Here is an 18,887-nt window from a genome sequence, read left to right on the forward strand (position 1 = left end):
ACATTTGTGTGGAAAAGTCACTGTACGGATGAGAATCGACTTGTGAATAAAAATAACACTATTAGCCCAACTTATAGTAAGTCTGAATATTAATTATTTTTTTTATTGGCAAATAGTTGCTATAATGAAAGCGTAAACAAAACAGCGTTTACATTTATTAAAGAGGAGGTATTGTATGAACTTCGATTGGATTAAAGTGAGAGCTGTGACTCATAGTGATAAAGTTGCAATTATTGAGCCAGCTAAAAAAAGAGAATGGACTTATCATGAGTTGAATGTCCGTGCAGAGAACTTAGCGAATTATCTTGTTGAGCAAGGAGTTCAAAGAGGAGATAGAGTAGGGGTATTTGCACCAAATGATGTTGCGATTGCCGATTTTTTCTTTGCTTGTATTAAGATGGGAGCTGTATTCATCCCATTAAATTGGCGTCTTAAGCCATTAGAGATTGCGAAAGTTGTTGAAGATTCAGGAACGAAATTCATCGTAAACGCTGTTAACCATGAGGATCGTTTGGAAAATGTTCCCAAAGAATATATTAAATTAAACATTGATTTACCGGAATATGATGAGATTGTCAATCCAGCTAATCACCGTCCATTTGAATCTGTAGATCTTGAGTTGAATGATCCAGCATTCTTAATCTACACAAGTGGTTCAACTGGAACACCTAAAGGGGTGCTTCATACGCATCAAAGTTATCGTAATAACGCCTTTAACGAGATTTTATCATTTAACTTAACGGAGGAATTACGCGTTATTATCAATGTGCCGTTATTCCATATTATCGGATTTGTTGATATGTTAGTTCCTGTTTTAATGTTAGGTGGAACGATTATATTAGAACGCTATTTTAATGCTCAGACTTTAAATAGTATGATTCGTGAGTATCGTCCAAATACTTTAATTATGATACCAACGATGTATTATGCGATGCTTGCATCACCTGACTTTGCACCAGATGTTTTAGAAAGTGTTGATTTAATTGTTTCTGGTGGCGCGCCACCTTTACCACAAATTGCACAAGCTTTTGAAAAAATGGGCAAACCCATTATGAACATTTATGGTTTATCTGAAGTGCCTTTAGTAACGTTCAATCGGAAAGAATTTGCGAAAGAAAATTCAGCAGCCATTGGACAACCGTTAATGAATGGCAAGATTAAAATTGTTGATGATCAATTAGAAGAAGTTGGAGTTGGCGAAGTGGGTGAATTATTAGTAGCGGGTGCCAATGTATTTGCCGGCTATTGGAATTTACCTGAAGAAAATGAAAAAGTATTCCACGAGGGGTATTTTAGAACGGGTGACTTAGCAACTCGTAATGAAAAAGGCGAAATAACCATAGTCAATCGTCTGAAAGAATTAATCATTACCGGTGGTGAGAATGTTTTACCTTCTGAGGTAGAAGCGATTCTTAATAAACATCCATTAATTAAGAGTGGCTTGGTAGTGGGATATGATAATCCGAAATATGGAGAGTCAGTATCAGCAGCCATTATTTTAAACCCTGAAGCACGCGATTATGAAAACTTTGAAGCGGCTTTAGATGAGTTTATGATGAAAAACTTAGCAGGTTATAAAGTACCAAAACTATACTTAGTACTAGAAGAAATCCCATTGAATTCAGTTGGTAAACCTGACCGTTTAGAAATTCAACGGATGATGAATGAATACGCAAAAGAAATTGATGATCCTGTTAATCACAATAAATAACACGAATATGGAGGAAAATTATTATGTCAACTAAACAAGAATTATTAAATAGATTATATCCTGAGGATGTTTTAAAATTATCTGCTGATTTAACTGAAGGAGAAGTAAAGGTTTTAGCGCAATTAGTAGAACTTTTAGAAAGTAAGTATCGTAAAGATTTAAATAAACATTGGACTAATTGTACAGTACCAGAAGGCTTCTTTGAAGATTTAGGAAAATTAGGTTATAAAACAAACCCATTATTATTTGAAGGTCGTGAAGGGGCGAAAGCACCAAGTCAATTATTTGAATTCTTCTTCACTTATACTTTAGCTCGTTTTGATATTTCCTTAGTTACTTTATTAGGCGTTCACTCAGGATTAGGGTTTAATTCCTTCTTATTCGGTGGAGATGATGCTCAACGTAAAGAATATTTACCGAAATTAGCTTCTCATGAATTAAGAACTTGTTTCGCTTTAACAGAACCATTGCATGGTTCAGATGTAGCGTGGGGATTAGATACTACTGCTCGTCGTGAAGGGGATAAATGGATCTTAAACGGTGAAAAACGTTGGATTGGTGGCGCAATTGTAGCGGATGTCATTCCAGTTTATGCGCGTGATGAAGAAACGGGTAAACCAAAATGTTTCATTGTTGAAAGAGAACAAGCAGGTGTTGAAATCGATGTTATTGAAAATAAAATTGCATTGAAGATAGTTCCTAACTGTAATATTAAGTTGACGAATGTTGAAGTAGAAGAATCAAAACGTCTACAAAATATTAATGGCTTTAAAGATATTGCTAAAGTATTATTCTCAACACGTGCAGCTGTTGCGTTCATGGCAACGGGTGGAATGGCAGGAGCTTTACAAGCAACCTTGAAATATGTTAAAGAACGTGAGCAATTCGGTAACAAGATTGCAAGTTATCAATTAGTTCAAGAAAAATTAGCAATGATGCAAGCAAACTTAACACAAGCAATGTCATTATGTGTCCATATTGCGAAATTACAAGAACAAGGCGATTACAATGAAGTGGTGACGTCGATTGGTAAAATGATTAACTCATTACGCTTGAGAGAATCAGTAGCAATGGGACGTGGTATCTGTGGCGGTAATGGTATCGTAGCAGATTACGATATTGCACGCTTCTTCTCAGATGCTGAAGCAGTTTTCACTTATGAAGGAACACATGAAGTTAACTCACTTATCATTGGTAGAGCAATGACAGGTGAAGCAGCATTTAACTAAAAGTGCTACAAGATGACGAGGAGGAAATAATATGACCATTAGAAAAGCAACCGTTTTGGGTGCTGGCGTGATGGGGTCGCAAATTGCGGCCCTTCTCGTTAACGCCGGTATTCAAGTAGAATTACTTGACGTAGTAATTGATCAAAATGATAAAAATAAATTATCTAAAATGGGATATGATCGCATTAATGATCGTAAAAAACCGATGTTATATGATGCGAAGTTTTTAGGGAATTTATCCTATGGGAACTTTGATGATAATTTAAAAGAAGCTTCTGATTCTGATTTATTTATTGAAGCAGTAAAGGAAGATATCCAAATTAAACACGATATTTGGAAGAAAATCGCTGCCGTAGCGAAGGATACAGCCATTTTAGCAACTAATACTTCTGGAATTCCAATTGAAATGATTGCTAAAGTCTTATCAGATGATGAAAGAGCGCGCTTCTTAGGAATGCACTTCTTCAATCCACCACGCTTTATGAAATTAGTAGAATTAATTCCTAATTCAAAAACAAGTGACGCTACAATGGAAGTGGTGAGTGATTTTGCAATTAATGGCTTAGGTAAAGGAGTTGTAACAGCAAATGACGTTCCAGCCTTTATCGCTAACCGTATTGGTACGCATGCAATGGCGGACAACATGGCCAGAGCTGAAAAACTAGGTTTATCAGTTGTTGAAGCAGATGCTTTAACTGGAAAAGTTATTGGACGCCCAATGGGAACTTATGCTTTATCAGACTTAGTTGGATTAGATATTGCAACTTCAGTAGTTAAAGGTATCATGATGGATCCAAGTGAGACGGAACATTTCACTTTACCAGACTTAATGCCAAAATTATTAGAAAAAGGTTTATTAGGGAATAAAGTAAAACAAGGATTTTACAAACGTGAAGGTCGCAAAAAATTAGTCATTTCACCGGATACATTAGAATATACTGAGGTGGAAATGCCATCATTACCTATCTTAGCGCAATTTGGTCGTAAATTAAAAGATAATTTAGATACTATCTTTAATAGTGACGATCCAGCTGGAAAATATTTATGGGAAACCTTAGCGGCATCGTTCTATTACTCAGCATTAAATGTGCCGAAAGCAGCGAATGATTATAAAGATATCGACCGTGCTTTAGTTTGGGGCTTCAATTGGCAAAAAGGTCCTTTCCAATTATGGGATTTAATGGGATTCGACCGTGTTAAAGAACGCTTAACAAAAGAATATGGCTCTTTACCAGAATGGGTAGCGAATCGTACAGAACCATTTTACCAACCAGGGGAGCGCTTAGAACAAACAACCTCGATTGAAGAAAAAATTGAAAAAGACCTTTGGGATGGGGAAGCTTCAAGATTTAGTGTTGTCAACACGGATCAATTATTGTTCAAGTTTAAGACACCGAATAATACCATTACCGATGGTTTATGCGAGGATTTAATTAAAGCAGTTGATACCTTAGAAAATGAAGACTATTCAGGAATGGTTATTTATTCTGATGGGCCACACTTTAGTTTAGGTGCGAACTTGTTAATGATGAAAGCAGCTATCGAACAAGAGCAAGTAGATGAATTAGTCGGAGGTACTATTTCATTATTACATAATGCTGTCAACCGTATGCGTTATGCAACTAAGCCAATCGCAACCGCAACTCAAGGACGTGCTTTAGGTGGTGGAGCAGAAATTTTATTAGCGTCACCATTTGTTGTAGCAGCAGCTGAATCTTATATTGGTTTAGTAGAAGTGGGTGTTGGTTTAATTCCAGGTGGTGGAGGTTTAGCAGAATTAGCTGAACGTGCAACCATTGGTAATGATCAAACGTCTAACAAAATTCAAACCTTAGCCAAAGTAGTGATGAATGTGGCTCAAGCTAGAGTAGTGATGAATGCTTATGAAGCACAAGAAAACTTATTCTTGAAACCAACAGATACCATTATTATGAACGGTGATCGTCGTGTTGAGGTGGCATTAGACCGTGTTCGCTTCGAGGCTAATGCCGGCTATGTTCCACGTACAAAACGTACTTTTGCCGCTTTAGGAACAGACTTCATCGGTGTGGTTGAAGGGCAATTAGATTCTATGAGATTAGGTCATTTTATTAGTGATTACGATATGGAAATTGCATTAGCATTAACCGAAGTATTAGCAGGTGGCGAGGTGCCAAGAGGGACACTCGTTAATCAAGCATACTTACAAAGCTTAGAAAAAGCCCAATTCACACGTTTAGCGAAAAATCAAAAAACATATGAACGTATTGCACATATGTTAAAAACTAGAAAGCCGTTAAGAAATTAATGGATGAACAATGGAGGGGAAAAATATGGAAGAAGCATACATTGTCTCTTATGGCCGCTCAGCTGTAGGAAAAGGAAATAAACGCGGAGCATTTGCCAATGACCGTCCTGATGATATTGCGGCTGAAGTTTTAAAAGGAGTCATTGATCGTATCGAAGGACCATTCGATCCAAACTTAATAGAAGATGTGATTGTAGGATGTGCTTACCCAGAAGCAGTACAAGGAAATAATTTTGCTCGTACGATTGCGTTAAGAGCAGGATTACCTTATACAGTTGCTGGTCAAACAGTTAATCGTTTTTGTTCATCAGGTTTACAAACGATTGCTACAGCAGCTAACGCGATTATGGCTGGGCAATCCGATGTGTTAGTAGCAGGTGGCGTTGAGTTTATGAGTGCAGTGCCAATGTTAGGAAATGAACCAACCAATAACCCGACTTTACAAAGAGAAGGAGTCGGAGCCGGAACGCCAATGGGCTTAACCGCTGAAAACGTAGCTGAAAAATATGGTGTTTCACGTGAAGACCAAGATGCATTTGCAGTCCAAAGTCATCAACGTGCTTTAGCAGCACAACAAGCAGGTCGTTTAGCAGATGAAATTATACCAGTACAAGTTAACAAAGTGACTTATACCGCTGAAGGTCCGGTAGTAACGAAGGAAGAATACAAAACCGACGAAGGCATTCGTCCGGGGACAAATATGGAAAGTTTAGCGAAATTACCGACGATCTTTAAAGCAAATGGATCGGTAACAGCAGCGACGTCATCACAAATTAGTGATGGATGTGGATTCGTAGTCTTAATGTCAGGTAAGAAAGTAAAAGAATTAGGTATTAAACCGATTGCGAAGTTTGTTGGATTTAAAGCTGTAGGGGTAGATCCTAAATTAATGGGGATTGGACCAGCTTATGCAATTCCAGAAGTATTAAAATTAGCAGATCTTACTTTAGATGATATTGACTTAATTGAATTAAACGAAGCTTTTGCATCTCAAGCTTTAGCTTCTATGCGTGAGTTAGGAATTAATCAAGAAATTACTAATGTTAACGGAGGCGCAATTTCATTAGGACATCCACTAGGCGCATCAGGAGCTATTTTAACCGCTCGTTTGTTAGCTGAAATGAAACGTCGTCCAGATTCAAAATATGGCATTGTCTCAATGTGTATTGGTGTCGGAATGGGAGCAGCCGGAATTTTTGAATATATTCACTAGTATCAATGACACGGGAGGATTAGAATGGAAAATCAAGAGTTATTGATCAATATTGAAAATTCTATCGCCACCTTAACCATTAATCGTCCAAAATATGGTAATGCTTTATCAAAAGATAATTATCGCGCCATAATGGAAGCGATGAAATCTTTTGAAGACAATGAAGAGGTTAGAGTCATTATCATTACTAGCACTGGAGACAACTTCAGTGCTGGGGGTGATGTCACTCAGTTTAAGGTAGCGATTGAAACAAAAACACATATTCCTTATGATACAGTAAGGGAAACAGGTTATATGATTGAAGCCATTATCAAAAATAAAAAGCCTGTAATTGCTGCCGTAGAAGGTTTTGCAGTAGGTGCAGGTTTTGGGTTGGCGATGGCTTGTGATTTTATCATCGTAGGCGAAAGCTCAAGATTAATACCTGGATTTTCGAATATGGGCTTACCGGGAGATACAGGATTAATTTATCGATTGTATCGTGCGATTGGTAGTTTCCGGACACGTCGTCATTTAATGTTAAATGAGACCATCAATGCCCCATTAGCAAAAGAATATGGTTTAGCATATGATGTCGTTCCAGATCAAACAGTTTATCCCACGGCGTTAAAATTAGCGCAAAAACTAGCGCAGGGGCCATATATTGCGTATGCATACCAAAAAGAAATGATGGCTACCATCGAGTATCCAGCATTGGATGAATTCAATCAATTAGAAGCAAAATATATGCATGAGGCATCTAAACAAGCTAATCATTTTGAAGCCGTAGAGGCATTTTTAAATAAAAGACAGCCCAACTTTTAACAAAGGGAGAGAAAGATTCATTACGAGAGGTTGGGCATAAACTTGATAAATTTAGTTAAGATTATTGTTCATTAATTAATAGCGCAGTAGTTGAGTGGCCTCACACTTCGTCTTAAAGAGATTGAACATAAATTTGAAAAATTCAGTCAAATTCGTGCTTATTCATTAAAAGCGCAGTGGTTGAGTGGTCTCAACCTGCGTCTTAAAGACATGGAACAGAAATACTCAACTGTGCGGGGGTGGGTAGACGAAACGAAAATTATTTAATTTTCTACTTCTTGCCCGCTCCCATAGAGAATGTGCGGACTTAGGTGGTATACTTAAAGAAAACAATTAAGGAGCCTAAGGATGGATATTATTCATTTAAAATATTTACTTGAAATAGTAAACCAAGATTTTAATTTGACAGCAGCGGCGCAATCATTATTTATTTCACAGTCCGCTTTAAGTCAATTTATTAAAAAGTTTGAAAAACAACAAGGTTTTGATTTATTTCAACGGAAAAATGGCCGCATAGTTGGCCTGAGTAGTGCAGGTAAGAATGTCTATGCAAAAGCTATTGAAATCGTCGATGTCTATCAAAATTTAGAGAATGTGATCGAACGCGAGTCTCAAATCAAAAAAGGGTTAATTAAATTAGGCGGACATCCAACATTTTTAAGATTGTTCTTTACAAAGTTTCTACCAAAATTTATGATTGAAAACCCTAAAGCATATGTCGAAATTATTGAAGCAGGCAGTTTAGAATTAAGACAACTGTTATTGGATGAGGTATTGGATATAGCTATCTTGACTCACCCAACCGGCTTAAACGAAGAGAATTTTGAACAGTATCAATTGATGCGAACAGAAGCGGTAGCTTTTATGGATCCTAAACATCCATTGGCAGAAAAACGGATTTTATCATGGTCTGATTTAGAGGCATTTCCTTATATCACTTACACCGAAAAAGATACATTGAATCATAGTATCGCAAGTAAAGTGAGTGAAACAGCTAAGAAGAACTTACTTTTTACTTCTGGTTCATGGGATTACATGATTGAATGTGCCGTTAATAGTGAGATTATTGCAATCTTACCGACAGCCTATTTCGGAATGTTTAAGAAGCGCTTAAATCATATCGGTGTAATAGAAAAAAGATTTAATGATCCAATACCTTATATTCCGATGTTAGTGAGACCTCGTAAAGAGCGTTATACTTCTGTCGAATCATTTGTTTTTGAAAATGTCTTGGATAATTTTTATGATGAAAAAAATATGTTGAAATACAATTTTTTAGATAATGAAGACTAGAGATATTTTCGTTAAAGGTAGGAGGTAAAACGATGAAAACGAGATTAACTGAAATATTGGGCATTGAATACCCGATTGTTCAAGGCTCAATGCAATATATGTCTTTAGCTGAATTAGCAGCGGCAGTATCCAATGCTGGCGGTTTAGGATTAGTTCCAGCAATGGCTTTTCCTAATGGAGACGAGTTACGTAAAGAAATTAGAAAAGTCCGTTCTTTAACAGACAAACCATTTGGCTTTAATATTTCGCTGGTACCGGAAGTAGTGATTCCAGAAGTGATTTTGGAATATATTAATATCTTAATTGAAGAAAAAGTTCCAGTGATCGAAACTTCAGGACAAAGACCGGGTAACTTTATTAAACCTATTAAAGAAGCGGGTATTCCAATAATTCATAAGGTTACGTCGATTAAACATGCTTTAACAGCTCAAGCAGACGGTGCGGATATCATTACTGTAATTGGTACTGAAGGTGGAGGGCACCCGGGGCTAGACCAAGTAGCTGGATCCATCTTATGGGCCAAAGCAGCTGAAGAGCTAACTGTACCTGTTTTAGCTGCTGGTGGTATTGTGGATGGTAAAAGTATGTATGCGGCGATGTCCTTAGGTGTCGACGGCGTCCTAATGGCTACGCGTTTCTTAGCTTCTGAGGAAGTGGTAGCACCAAGAGAGTATAAGGAATTAGCCATTACATTACCTGAAACAGCAACCATTTTAACGATGAAATCTTTAAAAAATGCGATGCGTGTGGTTAGAAATAAACAAGCGGAACGTATTCTTGAAGCAGAACGAAATGGCGCAACGATTAAAGAATTGATGCCCCTGATTTCTGGCAAAGCATCCAATATTGCGATGATGGAAGGTCGGTTTGATGATGCGCAATTATCTGTTGGACAAGGGATTGGCCGTGTCCGCGAGATTAAACCCGCTGGTGAGATTGTTCAAGAGGTTATGGAAGATTTCTACAAGACACATGAATATATGACTGCGTTAGTAAAAAAATAACCAGTTAGGTTGAGAGTTGATGTCTTTAAACTTGTCATCACTGCAATTCCTTTTAAGATAAAAATAAGATGTAATGATTTTTGATGTATCTTATCCCACAAAAGACTTTGGATGATTGACATCAAAACATTAAATCAAATCAATACAATACGACACTCCTCTTGTTATCCGTACTAAATTTGGTATGAGTGATAAGAGGTTTGTTTTTTAGGGGGGAGATTATGTCAAAAATTAGACACTATATCGAAGTAATGAAACATATTCCGGACCATGCTTATATTGCAACAACCTCATTAGGGATGGGCGGTTTGCCAGAGCAATTACTGAAGGGTTTAGGTGAATATTATCAAAAATATCAAAGTCCACGAGATTTGTCTGTTATTACTACAGGGGGGATTGGCACCGGACCTGGCAGAGGCCTCGATCATATTTTATATCCAAACTTATTAAAACGAGCCACGACCTCTTATTTATATTATTCAGCTAACACTATTGAAGCAGTTTTAAACAATGAGATTGAAATGTATTACTTGCCTCAGGGGATTATCGGACAACTCTATCGTGATGCTGCCCGTGGTGGAGTAGGCGTATTTAGTCAAGTAGGAACCGAAACTTTTATTGATCCTAAATATTTAGGAGGAAAAATTAACGAAAAAACCCGTCAACAAGAAGATGTGGTCAAAGAAATCTATTTTAATGATGAACGTTGGTTGCATTATCAACCATTAGCCATTAATGTTGCTTTTATTAAAGCGTCTTATGCTGATACTCGAGGAAATTTATCGTTGAAACGTGAGCCTTTTGTTTTAGAAGCCCTGTCGATAGCTTCGGCTGTGAAAAATAATGGCGGCATTGTGATTGCGCAAGTGGAACAGGTAGTTGAAGACTACTCGATTCCTCCTAAAGAAGTGGTGGTACCAGGAGCGCTCGTTGATTATGTGGTGGTAGCAGACAAAAAGTATCATATGCAAACGGTCCTAACGCAATACAATCCGGCCATTTCTAATGAAATAAGAGTTCCATTATCGGAGTATGATTATTTACCACTATCCCCTAGTAAAGTTATTTTAAGAAGAGCGAGCCAAGAATTAGCCAAAGGGAGTTTTGTCAACGTAGGTGTAGGGTTAGCAGCTAATATTGGTCAAATAATTTCAGAATCTCATTTAATTGATCAAATTCATTTAAGCGTTGATTTAGGCTCAATTGGCGGTATGCCGGTACCAGGGTTAGACTTCGGAATGAATTACAATGCCGAAGCGATTATCCCTAGTCAATCTTTATTTGAGTATTACCACGGTGGCGGTATTGATACGACGGTATTAGGCTTCGGTCAATTTAATGAAAAAGGGGAGATGAATTCAACTTATTTAAATGGAACGTTAAATGGTCCAGGTGGCATGTTAGATATCGTGCAAGGTGCTGATAAAATAGTTTTTGTTGGTTCTTTCACAGTAAAAGCAGAATTGACGATTGAAAATCAACAACTGGTCATTCAAAAAGAAGGTTATGCCTCGAAATTTGTTAAATCTTTACCATTATCCAATTTTTCTAGTCATTATATGAAGTCTCTCGGTAAAAAAATCATTTTGATTACAGAACGAGCGGTGTTTGAAATTGATAATGAAGGACAATTTGTTTTAATGGAAATAGCTGATGGAATCGATATCCATGGCGACATACTAGATTTAATACCTTGGTCGATTAAAGTATCTGAACATTTAAAAATAATGGATCCGGCTTTATTTGCTGAAGATTGGCAATTAACTTTAGAGTAAAATCGCGTGATGATGAGTGCAAGAAGGTGTATGGAGGCTTCGTTTAAGCTAAGTTTCCATACATTAACTTGCGCTTTTTTATTGTAAAAAATAAAGCAGAAAAATGAATAGCATCAAATGAGAAAATCGAGACTGTTAGTGATATAATAGAGGAGAATCCAAATAGAGAGGAGCCGCTTTAGTGGCAAACGATAAAATAATAGTAAAAGGTGCTCGTTCACATAATTTAAAAAATATTAACCTTGAAATACCACGTGATAAATTAGTCGTGGTGACGGGCTTATCAGGATCTGGGAAAAGTTCGTTAGCCTTTGATACTTTATATGCTGAAGGGCAAAGACGATATGTTGAGAGTTTATCTGCCTATGCACGTCAATTTTTAGGTGGGATGGATAAGCCGGATGTCGATTCCATTGAAGGATTAAGTCCTGCAATCTCCATTGATCAAAAAACCACCAGTCATAATCCACGTTCGACGGTCGGAACAGCGACTGAAATCAATGACTACTTACGTCTGCTTTATGCAAGAGTAGGAACGCCGTATTGTCCAACACACCATATTCCAATCGAAAGACAATCACCTGAACAAATGGTCGATCGTATTTTAGAATTACCAGAGAGAACACGAATTCAGCTTATGAGTCCAGTGGTCCGTAATCAAAAAGGGCAACATAAGAAAGTAATTGAAAAAATCATTAAAGATGGTTTCGTGCGCATTAGAGTTGATGGCGAAATATATGATGTTACAGAAGTGCCAGAACTATCGAAGAACTTAAAACATTCGATTGATTTGGTAATTGACCGTATTGTGATTAAAGAAGATATTCGTTCACGTCTATTCGATTCTGTAGAAACAGCTTTACGCTATTCAGGTGGCTATCTAGAAGTGGATGTCATTGGAGAAGAGCCGATCTATTTCAACGAACATTATGCTTGTCCACACTGTGATTTTTCGGTTTCTGAGTTAGAGCCACGTTTATTCTCGTTCAATGCACCATTTGGAGCCTGCCCTTCATGTGATGGATTAGGTTCACGCTTAACTGCGGATGAGAGTCTAATCGTACCCGATCCAAATTTAACCTTGGAAGAAGGAGCTTTTGCTCCATGGAATCCGATTAGTTCTAATTATTATCCATCGATGCTTGAGCAATTTGCTAAAAGTTATGGCATTCCGATGGATGTGCCATACAAGGATTTATCAGCTGAACATCAGCAAGTTTTGAAGTATGGTGCTCCTAATACGACCTTTAAATTTACCTACACCCCAATGATGGGTGGCGGCAAAAAACGAACCAGTGATACGGTTTTTGAAGGGGTTGTGAATAATGTTGAGCGTCGTTATCAAGAAACAAGTTCAGATTATACACGGGACGTTATGGCGCAATATATGCATGAGTTAACATGCCCTGTATGTAAGGGACAACGTCTCAATCCGGAAGCTTTATCAGTCTATGTTGGCGATAAAAACATCGCAGAGTTTACCAGTTTATCCATTCATGATGCAGCGGATTATGTTGAACAGTTAACATTTGACAATGCTAAAGAGATGATTGCTAAACCCATCATTAAAGAAATTAGTGACCGTTTAAGCTTCTTAAATAGTGTAGGACTAGAATATTTAACTTTAGATAGAGTCGCAGGGTCATTATCTGGTGGAGAAGCGCAACGGATTCGTTTAGCAACCCAAATAGGATCAAATTTAAGTGGCGTCTTATACATTTTAGATGAACCCTCGATTGGTTTACATCAACGTGATAATGCTCGCTTAATTGATTCATTACATAAAATGCGTGATTTAGGTAACACACTCGTGGTCGTTGAACATGATGATGAAACGATGTTAGAGGCTGATTACTTAATTGATATGGGACCTGGTGCAGGTGCTAGAGGTGGCGAAGTAGTGGCGGCTGGGACACCAAAAGAAGTCATGGCGAATCCAAATTCTTTAACAGGAAAGTATTTATCAGGGAAGGAAAAAATTGACATCCCCAAAGAGCGTAGACAAGAAGATAAAGGTTGGGTAACGGTTAAAGGAGCTGAACATAATAACCTTAGAAATATCGATGTGAGCTTTCCGATTGGTCGCTTAACTTGTGTGACCGGCGTATCCGGTTCAGGAAAAAGTAGTTTAGTGAATGCTGTTTTAAAGACAGCCTTAGCACAGTTATTAACTAGTACCAAAGAACGTCCAGGTAAGTTTAGTTCGATCGAGGGATACGAAGGTCTCGATAAGATGATTGATATTGACCAAAGTCCAATTGGGCGCACACCGCGTTCAAACCCAGCAACTTATACAGGTGTTTTTGATGATATTCGTGAATTATTTGCTCAAACGAATGATGCGAAATTACATGGCTATAATAAAGGACGTTTTAGTTTTAATGTGAAAGGTGGCCGTTGCGAAGCATGTTCGGGTGGCGGTATTAATAAAATTGAAATGCATTTCTTACCCGATGTTTATGTGCCATGTGAAGTCTGCCATGGTAAACGTTATAATTCAGAAACATTGGAAATTAAATTTAAAGGTAAAAACATTAGCGATGTGTTAGAAATGACAGTAGAAGACGCAGTTGATTTTTTCCAAGCACAGCCAAAGATTGCTCGTAAATTACAAACGTTGTTAGATGTCGGTTTAGGCTATGTTACTTTGGGTCAATCGGCGACGACCTTATCCGGTGGAGAGGCTCAGCGGATGAAATTAGCGTCGGAATTACAACGTGTTTCCACTGGTAATACCTTCTATATTTTAGATGAACCGACAACTGGATTGCATCCACATGATATTAAAAAGTTGTTGGCAGTTATTGAGCGCTTAGTTGAAGCGGGCAATACAGCGGTTATCATTGAACATAATTTAGATGTAATTAAGACAGCTGATTATATCATTGATATGGGGCCGGAAGGTGGCGTTGGTGGTGGTCAAGTAGTTGCAACCGGGACTCCAGAAGAAGTGGCAGAAGTTAAAGGTAGCTATACTGGCCAATATTTGAAAAAAATATTAAACGATTAACATATCATCCTTAGTTGGATAGAAATACAATAAGCTCACTATTTAAAGCTGGACCAAAACTTAATAAGAACGCGTGGTTTCATTGGTTTTATTTCAGGCGCAGTGGTAGAGCGTTAGGGACTGCAACGGTGTCTTAATTCCTTAGTTTGTGGACTATTGTGCTAGGTACCGGGTAGAAGTGACTATCTACAGCATTTTCAATCTCAACTATGAGGGGAGGTAGACGAAGTGAAATGATTCATTTTTCTATATCATGTCCACCCCAGCTGTACGGGTAAAGTAGACGAAGTGACAGTCATTCATTTTTTTACTTCTGGCCCAATTTCTATTATATCGTTACATCATTGCATAGAGTAGGCAGAAGCAGTTAGAATCCATCAGATTTTGACAGTTAGCCTACTTTTTTTAGGAAAAAGTAAAGAATCAGTCTAGGGACCTATGCATTTCAGGTTAATAGTTGGCATAATATAGTTGTAGGGTAAGAATGCCAGATATATCCATAGGAGGAATTAAAAATGACAGAAAAAGAAAGAATTATTGAATTAGTTAAAAATAATGTTATTTCAATGGACGAAGCTTTGCAGTTATTAGAAGCAGCGGCTAAAAATGATCATCAAGCCCAAGTAACAAGTAATGAATTCATTGAAGAATATAAAAATGCTCAAAAAGATATTGAAGAAAAAGTCGAAGCATCTCAATTAATACAAACGCCAGCAACAGATGAGCAAGAAGAACAAGCACAACAAGTCATTCAAGAAAAATTTGAACAAGCCAGTGAAGAATTAGCTAAGAAGCAAGAAGCATTAGTGATTGCGAAACAACGTTTAAGAGAAATAGAAATTTTTGCTGAATTAGATGATTTAACAGAGGACATGAAAACGCAACAAGCGAATTTGATGGCGAAAATAGATCATTTAGAAGCGGAAATTGAAGAGCTGTCTATCGAAATTGATATCAAACGTCAAGAAATGAGACAAAACACTCAATCGCAAATAAAAAAAATGGTAGAAGATACGACTGAACAAGTCACCAAAGCTGCCAAAAACTTTGGTGAAGAAGCCAAAAAAGAAGGGAAAAACTTACAAAAAACGATTATGGGTTATGTCAAAGAGTGGGCTTCAAACTTTGATATGAAAGAATTTAATGTGAATGTGCCATGGGTGAAATCACAAAGTTTTGCACACCAATACCAATTTGATGCAACAGATATTGATAAGATAGAAGTTAAAATTTTAAATGGTAATGTTAAAGTTGAAACTCATCCAAAAGATAATATTATTGTTGACCTCGATATCGTTTTATATGGTAAAGAAGAAGTAGATAATATTGCAGCATTCGAATCATTAAGTACCATTGACGGCGCAACGGATAAATTAATTATCAATATGATGAACCCACGTGTTGCCGTAGAAACACTGGTGAAAGTTCCATCAAAAGTATTTTCAGAATTATTCATTGATACAATTAATGGCGATGTCGATTTAAAAGACCTAAAAGCTAAAGAAGTTAAATTATCATCAAAAAATGGCGATAATGAAGTAGATAATATTACGGCTGACCTATTGGTATTTGACGGTTATAATGGAGACTTTAAAATTAAAGCATCCGACATTAATGATATCGACTATCATGTTTTAAATGGTAATTTACGCTATGTAGATCAAGTAGGTAACTTCAAAGCTGAAGCAGTCAATGGTGATATCGTGATTACTAAAACAAATAGTGAGGGCTCTATTATTAATGCTAAAACATTATCTGGTGATATTAAAATAGCAGTTCCTCAAACGAACAATTTAGAAATTGAGGCTGAATCTACTTATGGTGAAGTTCATCACCGATTAAACAATGTTAATCAGACTGGAAGCCATATCGGCCGCCAAGTTGATGGTGAACATGATTTGATTAAGTTAACGATTGCCTCTACAAGCGGTAATATTTATTTAAAGGACTAGGAGGGTTTTAATGAAAAAATTACAATTATCTCAAAGCGACCGCATCTTATTAGGTGTATGTGGTGGTTTAGGAAACTATTTTGAAGTTGACCCAACCTGGATTCGCTTAATTTTTACAGCGGTATTCTTTTACCGTGGAACAGGTTTAGGTATTTATTTCATATTATGGGCAATTATTACTTTTAGCAATCGAAAATAGGAGGGAAAACATGAAACGATTATATAAATCATCTACTAACAAACAAATAATGGGTGTTTGTGGTGGACTAGCAGAATACTTTAACATTGATGTAACAGCAGTGAGATTAATTTTCGGTATTGCGTTCTTCGTTTTTGGTGTAGGTTTTATGCCTTATATGATCTTAGCGTTTATTTTACCATATGATTATCAAGTGAACGCTAGTTCACGACCATTCAATCAAACAAGAACGAATGATGGTTATGTTTATCGCAACCGTCGTGAACGTCCCAATTCAGCGAGTTTTTCTCAACGACCACAAGGCAATAAGCCAAAAGATGTGACACCCGTCGATGAAGATGTGTGGAGTGACTTTTAGTAAATTTAACAGTGTGACAGCAGTCAGTATCTAAAATTAAATTTCCTCATGCAATAAATTGGATAGCGGAAATATTAAGATAAATACTGATGATAGCTTAAAAAACGATACCGCTTGAGGACCTTATCGAAGGAGACCGAAGCGGTTTTTTATGTGGGAAATCAACGATACTCGGAACGAAAAATGCAACTAAGAGCGTGGAAAAGAAATACGCTATATCTGGAATGTAAAATGCAGCTAAGTGCAAGAGTGGAAATATATTTTCCGATAAGTTCAATGAAAGAAGGAAAAACGCTAGTTGCTGCTTTTTTATGTGTGCTCTGCTACAGAGTGTGTAGCCATAATCCAAATGATATTCTTGCCCAGCCCCTAGTGTTAGGCTATAATTTTATATGAAATAGCCGTAAAAAATGAGAGGACATCCTTTATCTTATGCTAGCAAAATTAATTGAACCGAAGAATTTTTCAATCGATGAACAAAAAAATATTTACTAGCGGTTGGGCATAAACTTGATAAATTTAGTAAAGATTATTTTTCATTAATTAATAGCGCAGTGGTTGAGTGGTCTCAAATGGTGTCTTAACGAGGTTAAAGATAAATTTGGTAAACTCAATTAAGTTATTGTTATTAAATTAAAAGCGCAGTGGTTGAGTGGCCTCAACCTGCGTCTTAACGACTTGTTTGAGGCCTACTCATCTGTGCGGGGGTAGGCCGACGAAGCGAAAATTATTTGATTTTCTACTTCTGGTCTACTCCCAACTGTGCGGGGGTGGACAGACGAAGCGAAAATCATTCAATTTTCTATTTCTGGTCCACTCCCAATCCCTATTTTAATTGAGCAATTCTTAATGTTAGTAGTAGGCTTAGTGGATACATTGATGGTCTCCTATGCAGGTGAAGCTGCTGTTTCAGGGGTTGCTCTTGTTAACCAAATTAATGCCGTCTTTTTATCTGTCTTTGCGGCCTTAGCAGCCGGTGGTGCGGTTGTGATTAGTCAATATATTGGGCGCCAAGAAAAAAGGAATGCAGTGTTGTCTGCAAGTCAGTTAATCATGTTGTCATTAGCAATATCGATTGGAGTGGCCATCATAATTTTAGCTTTTGACGAACCCATCTTAAGCGTCTTATTCGGCCGAGTAGAAGCGGATGTAATGTCGGCCTGCTTAATCTATCTTTTTATTACGACCTTATCATTGCCAGCCATTGCGGTTTATAACGCTTGTTCTTCTATTTTAAGAAGTATGTCCGATACTAAAACAACGATGCGCGTTTCAATGATCATGAATATGTTAAATGTTGTGGGCAATTATTTAGGAATTTTTGTCTTTCAAGCAGGGGTGGCCGGGGTAGCGATTCCTTCTTTGGTATCACGGATGATAGCGACTGCTATTCTCTTATATGTCTGTAGCAAAAAAGACCGTGTGGTCTTTTACCAGTTTTCTGATATTTTTAAATATGATCCAGCAATGGTCAAACGAATTGTCCACATCGCCGTACCAAATGGTGTAGAACAAGGATTATTGAATCTATCCAAAGTGGCTTTATCGAGTATCGTTGCGATGTTCGGTACGGTTCAAATAGCTGCTAATGGGATTGGGCAAAGCTTTTGGTCGGTTTCTGCTTTGTTTTCTTTATCGATGGGACCTGCTTTCATAACTGTTATTGGTCAATGTATTGGTGCCGGTGATTATCAAGCAGCTGATTATTATTTCAAAAAATTAAGTCGTATCGCTTATGTGGAGTGTTTTATTTGGAATGCTGTCTTTACAGCGATGATTCCCTTTATTTTAACATTTTATAGTTTATCGCCGGAGACGACTCGTTTAGTTATTATCTTATGCTTGATTCATAATTTCTTTAACTTTTTGATGCATCCGTCAGCCTTCCTTTATCCAGTGGATTAAGGGCTGCTGGGGACGTCAAATATGCGATGTATGTTTCTATTTTAGCGACTTTTGTCGTACGAGGCGTGTTCTCAATAATATTAGGTATTTGGTTACAATGGGGAGTAATCGGGGTTGCTTTTGCGATGTGCTTTGATTGGATATTTA

At 37.3% G+C, this 18,887-nt stretch carries 14 protein-coding genes; all 14 read left to right on the forward strand.

The window, feature by feature from the left end:
• The first annotated feature begins 175 nt into the window (after positions 1-175).
• The 14 genes from fadD to B5D12_RS01960 all read left to right on the forward strand — a co-directional run bounded on the left by fadD (position 176) and on the right by B5D12_RS01960 (position 18,740).
• Complete coding sequence (fadD, locus tag B5D12_RS01895; protein WP_078755235.1) at positions 176-1,711, forward strand: long-chain-fatty-acid--CoA ligase FadD; 1,536 nt, start codon at positions 176-178, stop codon at positions 1,709-1,711.
• Positions 1,712-1,734: 23 nt separating this feature from the next.
• Entirely contained in the window at positions 1,735-2,940 is a 1,206-nt protein-coding gene (gene fadE / locus B5D12_RS01900; RefSeq protein ID WP_078755236.1) for an acyl-CoA dehydrogenase FadE, read from the forward strand.
• A gap of 31 nt (positions 2,941-2,971) precedes the next feature.
• Complete coding sequence (gene fadB / locus B5D12_RS01905; protein WP_078755237.1) at positions 2,972-5,227, forward strand: 3-hydroxyacyl-CoA dehydrogenase/crotonase FadB; 2,256 nt, start codon at positions 2,972-2,974, stop codon at positions 5,225-5,227.
• A 25-nt stretch (positions 5,228-5,252) separates the two neighbouring features.
• Entirely contained in the window at positions 5,253-6,440 is a 1,188-nt protein-coding gene (locus B5D12_RS01910; RefSeq protein ID WP_078755238.1) for a thiolase family protein, read from the forward strand.
• A gap of 24 nt (positions 6,441-6,464) precedes the next feature.
• Positions 6,465-7,244 carry an enoyl-CoA hydratase/isomerase family protein gene (locus tag B5D12_RS01915; protein ID WP_078755239.1) on the forward strand — a complete coding sequence of 260 codons (780 nt, stop codon included), beginning with the start codon at positions 6,465-6,467 and terminating at the stop codon, positions 7,242-7,244.
• 90 nt (positions 7,245-7,334) lie between these two features.
• Positions 7,335-7,511 carry a hypothetical protein gene (locus B5D12_RS10160; protein WP_159443827.1) on the forward strand — a complete coding sequence of 59 codons (177 nt, stop codon included), beginning with the start codon at positions 7,335-7,337 and terminating at the stop codon, positions 7,509-7,511.
• An 81-nt stretch (positions 7,512-7,592) separates the two neighbouring features.
• The gene (locus tag B5D12_RS01920) at positions 7,593-8,537 is read left to right on the forward strand and encodes a LysR family transcriptional regulator (protein WP_078755240.1); all 945 of its coding nucleotides are present in this window, start codon (positions 7,593-7,595) and stop codon (positions 8,535-8,537) included.
• A gap of 32 nt (positions 8,538-8,569) precedes the next feature.
• Positions 8,570-9,541, forward strand: coding sequence for an NAD(P)H-dependent flavin oxidoreductase (locus B5D12_RS01925; protein WP_078755241.1), 972 nt, complete (start codon positions 8,570-8,572; stop codon positions 9,539-9,541).
• Positions 9,542-9,762: 221 nt separating this feature from the next.
• Positions 9,763-11,316: a malonate decarboxylase subunit alpha gene (locus tag B5D12_RS01930; RefSeq protein WP_078755242.1), complete on the forward strand. Its 1,554-nt coding sequence runs from the start codon at positions 9,763-9,765 to the stop codon at positions 11,314-11,316.
• A gap of 181 nt (positions 11,317-11,497) precedes the next feature.
• Positions 11,498-14,326, forward strand: coding sequence for an excinuclease ABC subunit UvrA (uvrA, locus tag B5D12_RS01935; RefSeq protein WP_078755243.1), 2,829 nt, complete (start codon positions 11,498-11,500; stop codon positions 14,324-14,326).
• 515 nt (positions 14,327-14,841) lie between these two features.
• Positions 14,842-16,278, forward strand: a complete 1,437-nt coding sequence (locus tag B5D12_RS01940) for a DUF4097 family beta strand repeat-containing protein (protein ID WP_078755244.1) — start codon at positions 14,842-14,844, stop codon at positions 16,276-16,278.
• A gap of 10 nt (positions 16,279-16,288) precedes the next feature.
• Complete coding sequence (locus B5D12_RS01945) at positions 16,289-16,477, forward strand: PspC domain-containing protein (RefSeq protein ID WP_078755245.1); 189 nt, start codon at positions 16,289-16,291, stop codon at positions 16,475-16,477.
• A gap of 10 nt (positions 16,478-16,487) precedes the next feature.
• Complete coding sequence (locus tag B5D12_RS01950) at positions 16,488-16,835, forward strand: PspC domain-containing protein (protein ID WP_078755246.1); 348 nt, start codon at positions 16,488-16,490, stop codon at positions 16,833-16,835.
• A gap of 762 nt (positions 16,836-17,597) precedes the next feature.
• Positions 17,598-18,740, forward strand: a complete 1,143-nt coding sequence (locus B5D12_RS01960) for an MATE family efflux transporter (RefSeq protein WP_268762597.1) — start codon at positions 17,598-17,600, stop codon at positions 18,738-18,740.
• Positions 18,741-18,887: the final 147 nt, after the last annotated feature.

The sequence above is a fragment of the Globicatella sulfidifaciens DSM 15739 genome (genome assembly GCF_900167405.1).
In the GTDB taxonomy this organism is placed as follows: Bacteria; Bacillota; Bacilli; order Lactobacillales; family Aerococcaceae; genus Globicatella; species Globicatella sulfidifaciens.

Coding starts and splice junctions, on each gene's coding strand:
- fadB (WP_078755237.1), top strand. CDS start 2,972: ATGACCATTAGAAAAGCAACCGTTTTGGGTGCTGGCGTGATGGGGTCG.
- B5D12_RS01915 (WP_078755239.1), top strand. CDS start 6,465: ATGGAAAATCAAGAGTTATTGATCAATATTGAAAATTCTATCGCCACC.
- B5D12_RS01925 (WP_078755241.1), top strand. CDS start 8,570: ATGAAAACGAGATTAACTGAAATATTGGGCATTGAATACCCGATTGTT.
- B5D12_RS01950 (WP_078755246.1), top strand. CDS start 16,488: ATGAAACGATTATATAAATCATCTACTAACAAACAAATAATGGGTGTT.
- B5D12_RS01940 (WP_078755244.1), top strand. CDS start 14,842: ATGACAGAAAAAGAAAGAATTATTGAATTAGTTAAAAATAATGTTATT.
- B5D12_RS01920 (WP_078755240.1), top strand. CDS start 7,593: ATGGATATTATTCATTTAAAATATTTACTTGAAATAGTAAACCAAGAT.
- B5D12_RS01945 (WP_078755245.1), top strand. CDS start 16,289: ATGAAAAAATTACAATTATCTCAAAGCGACCGCATCTTATTAGGTGTA.
- B5D12_RS01930 (WP_078755242.1), top strand. CDS start 9,763: ATGTCAAAAATTAGACACTATATCGAAGTAATGAAACATATTCCGGAC.
- fadE (WP_078755236.1), top strand. CDS start 1,735: ATGTCAACTAAACAAGAATTATTAAATAGATTATATCCTGAGGATGTT.
- B5D12_RS01910 (WP_078755238.1), top strand. CDS start 5,253: ATGGAAGAAGCATACATTGTCTCTTATGGCCGCTCAGCTGTAGGAAAA.
- fadD (WP_078755235.1), top strand. CDS start 176: ATGAACTTCGATTGGATTAAAGTGAGAGCTGTGACTCATAGTGATAAA.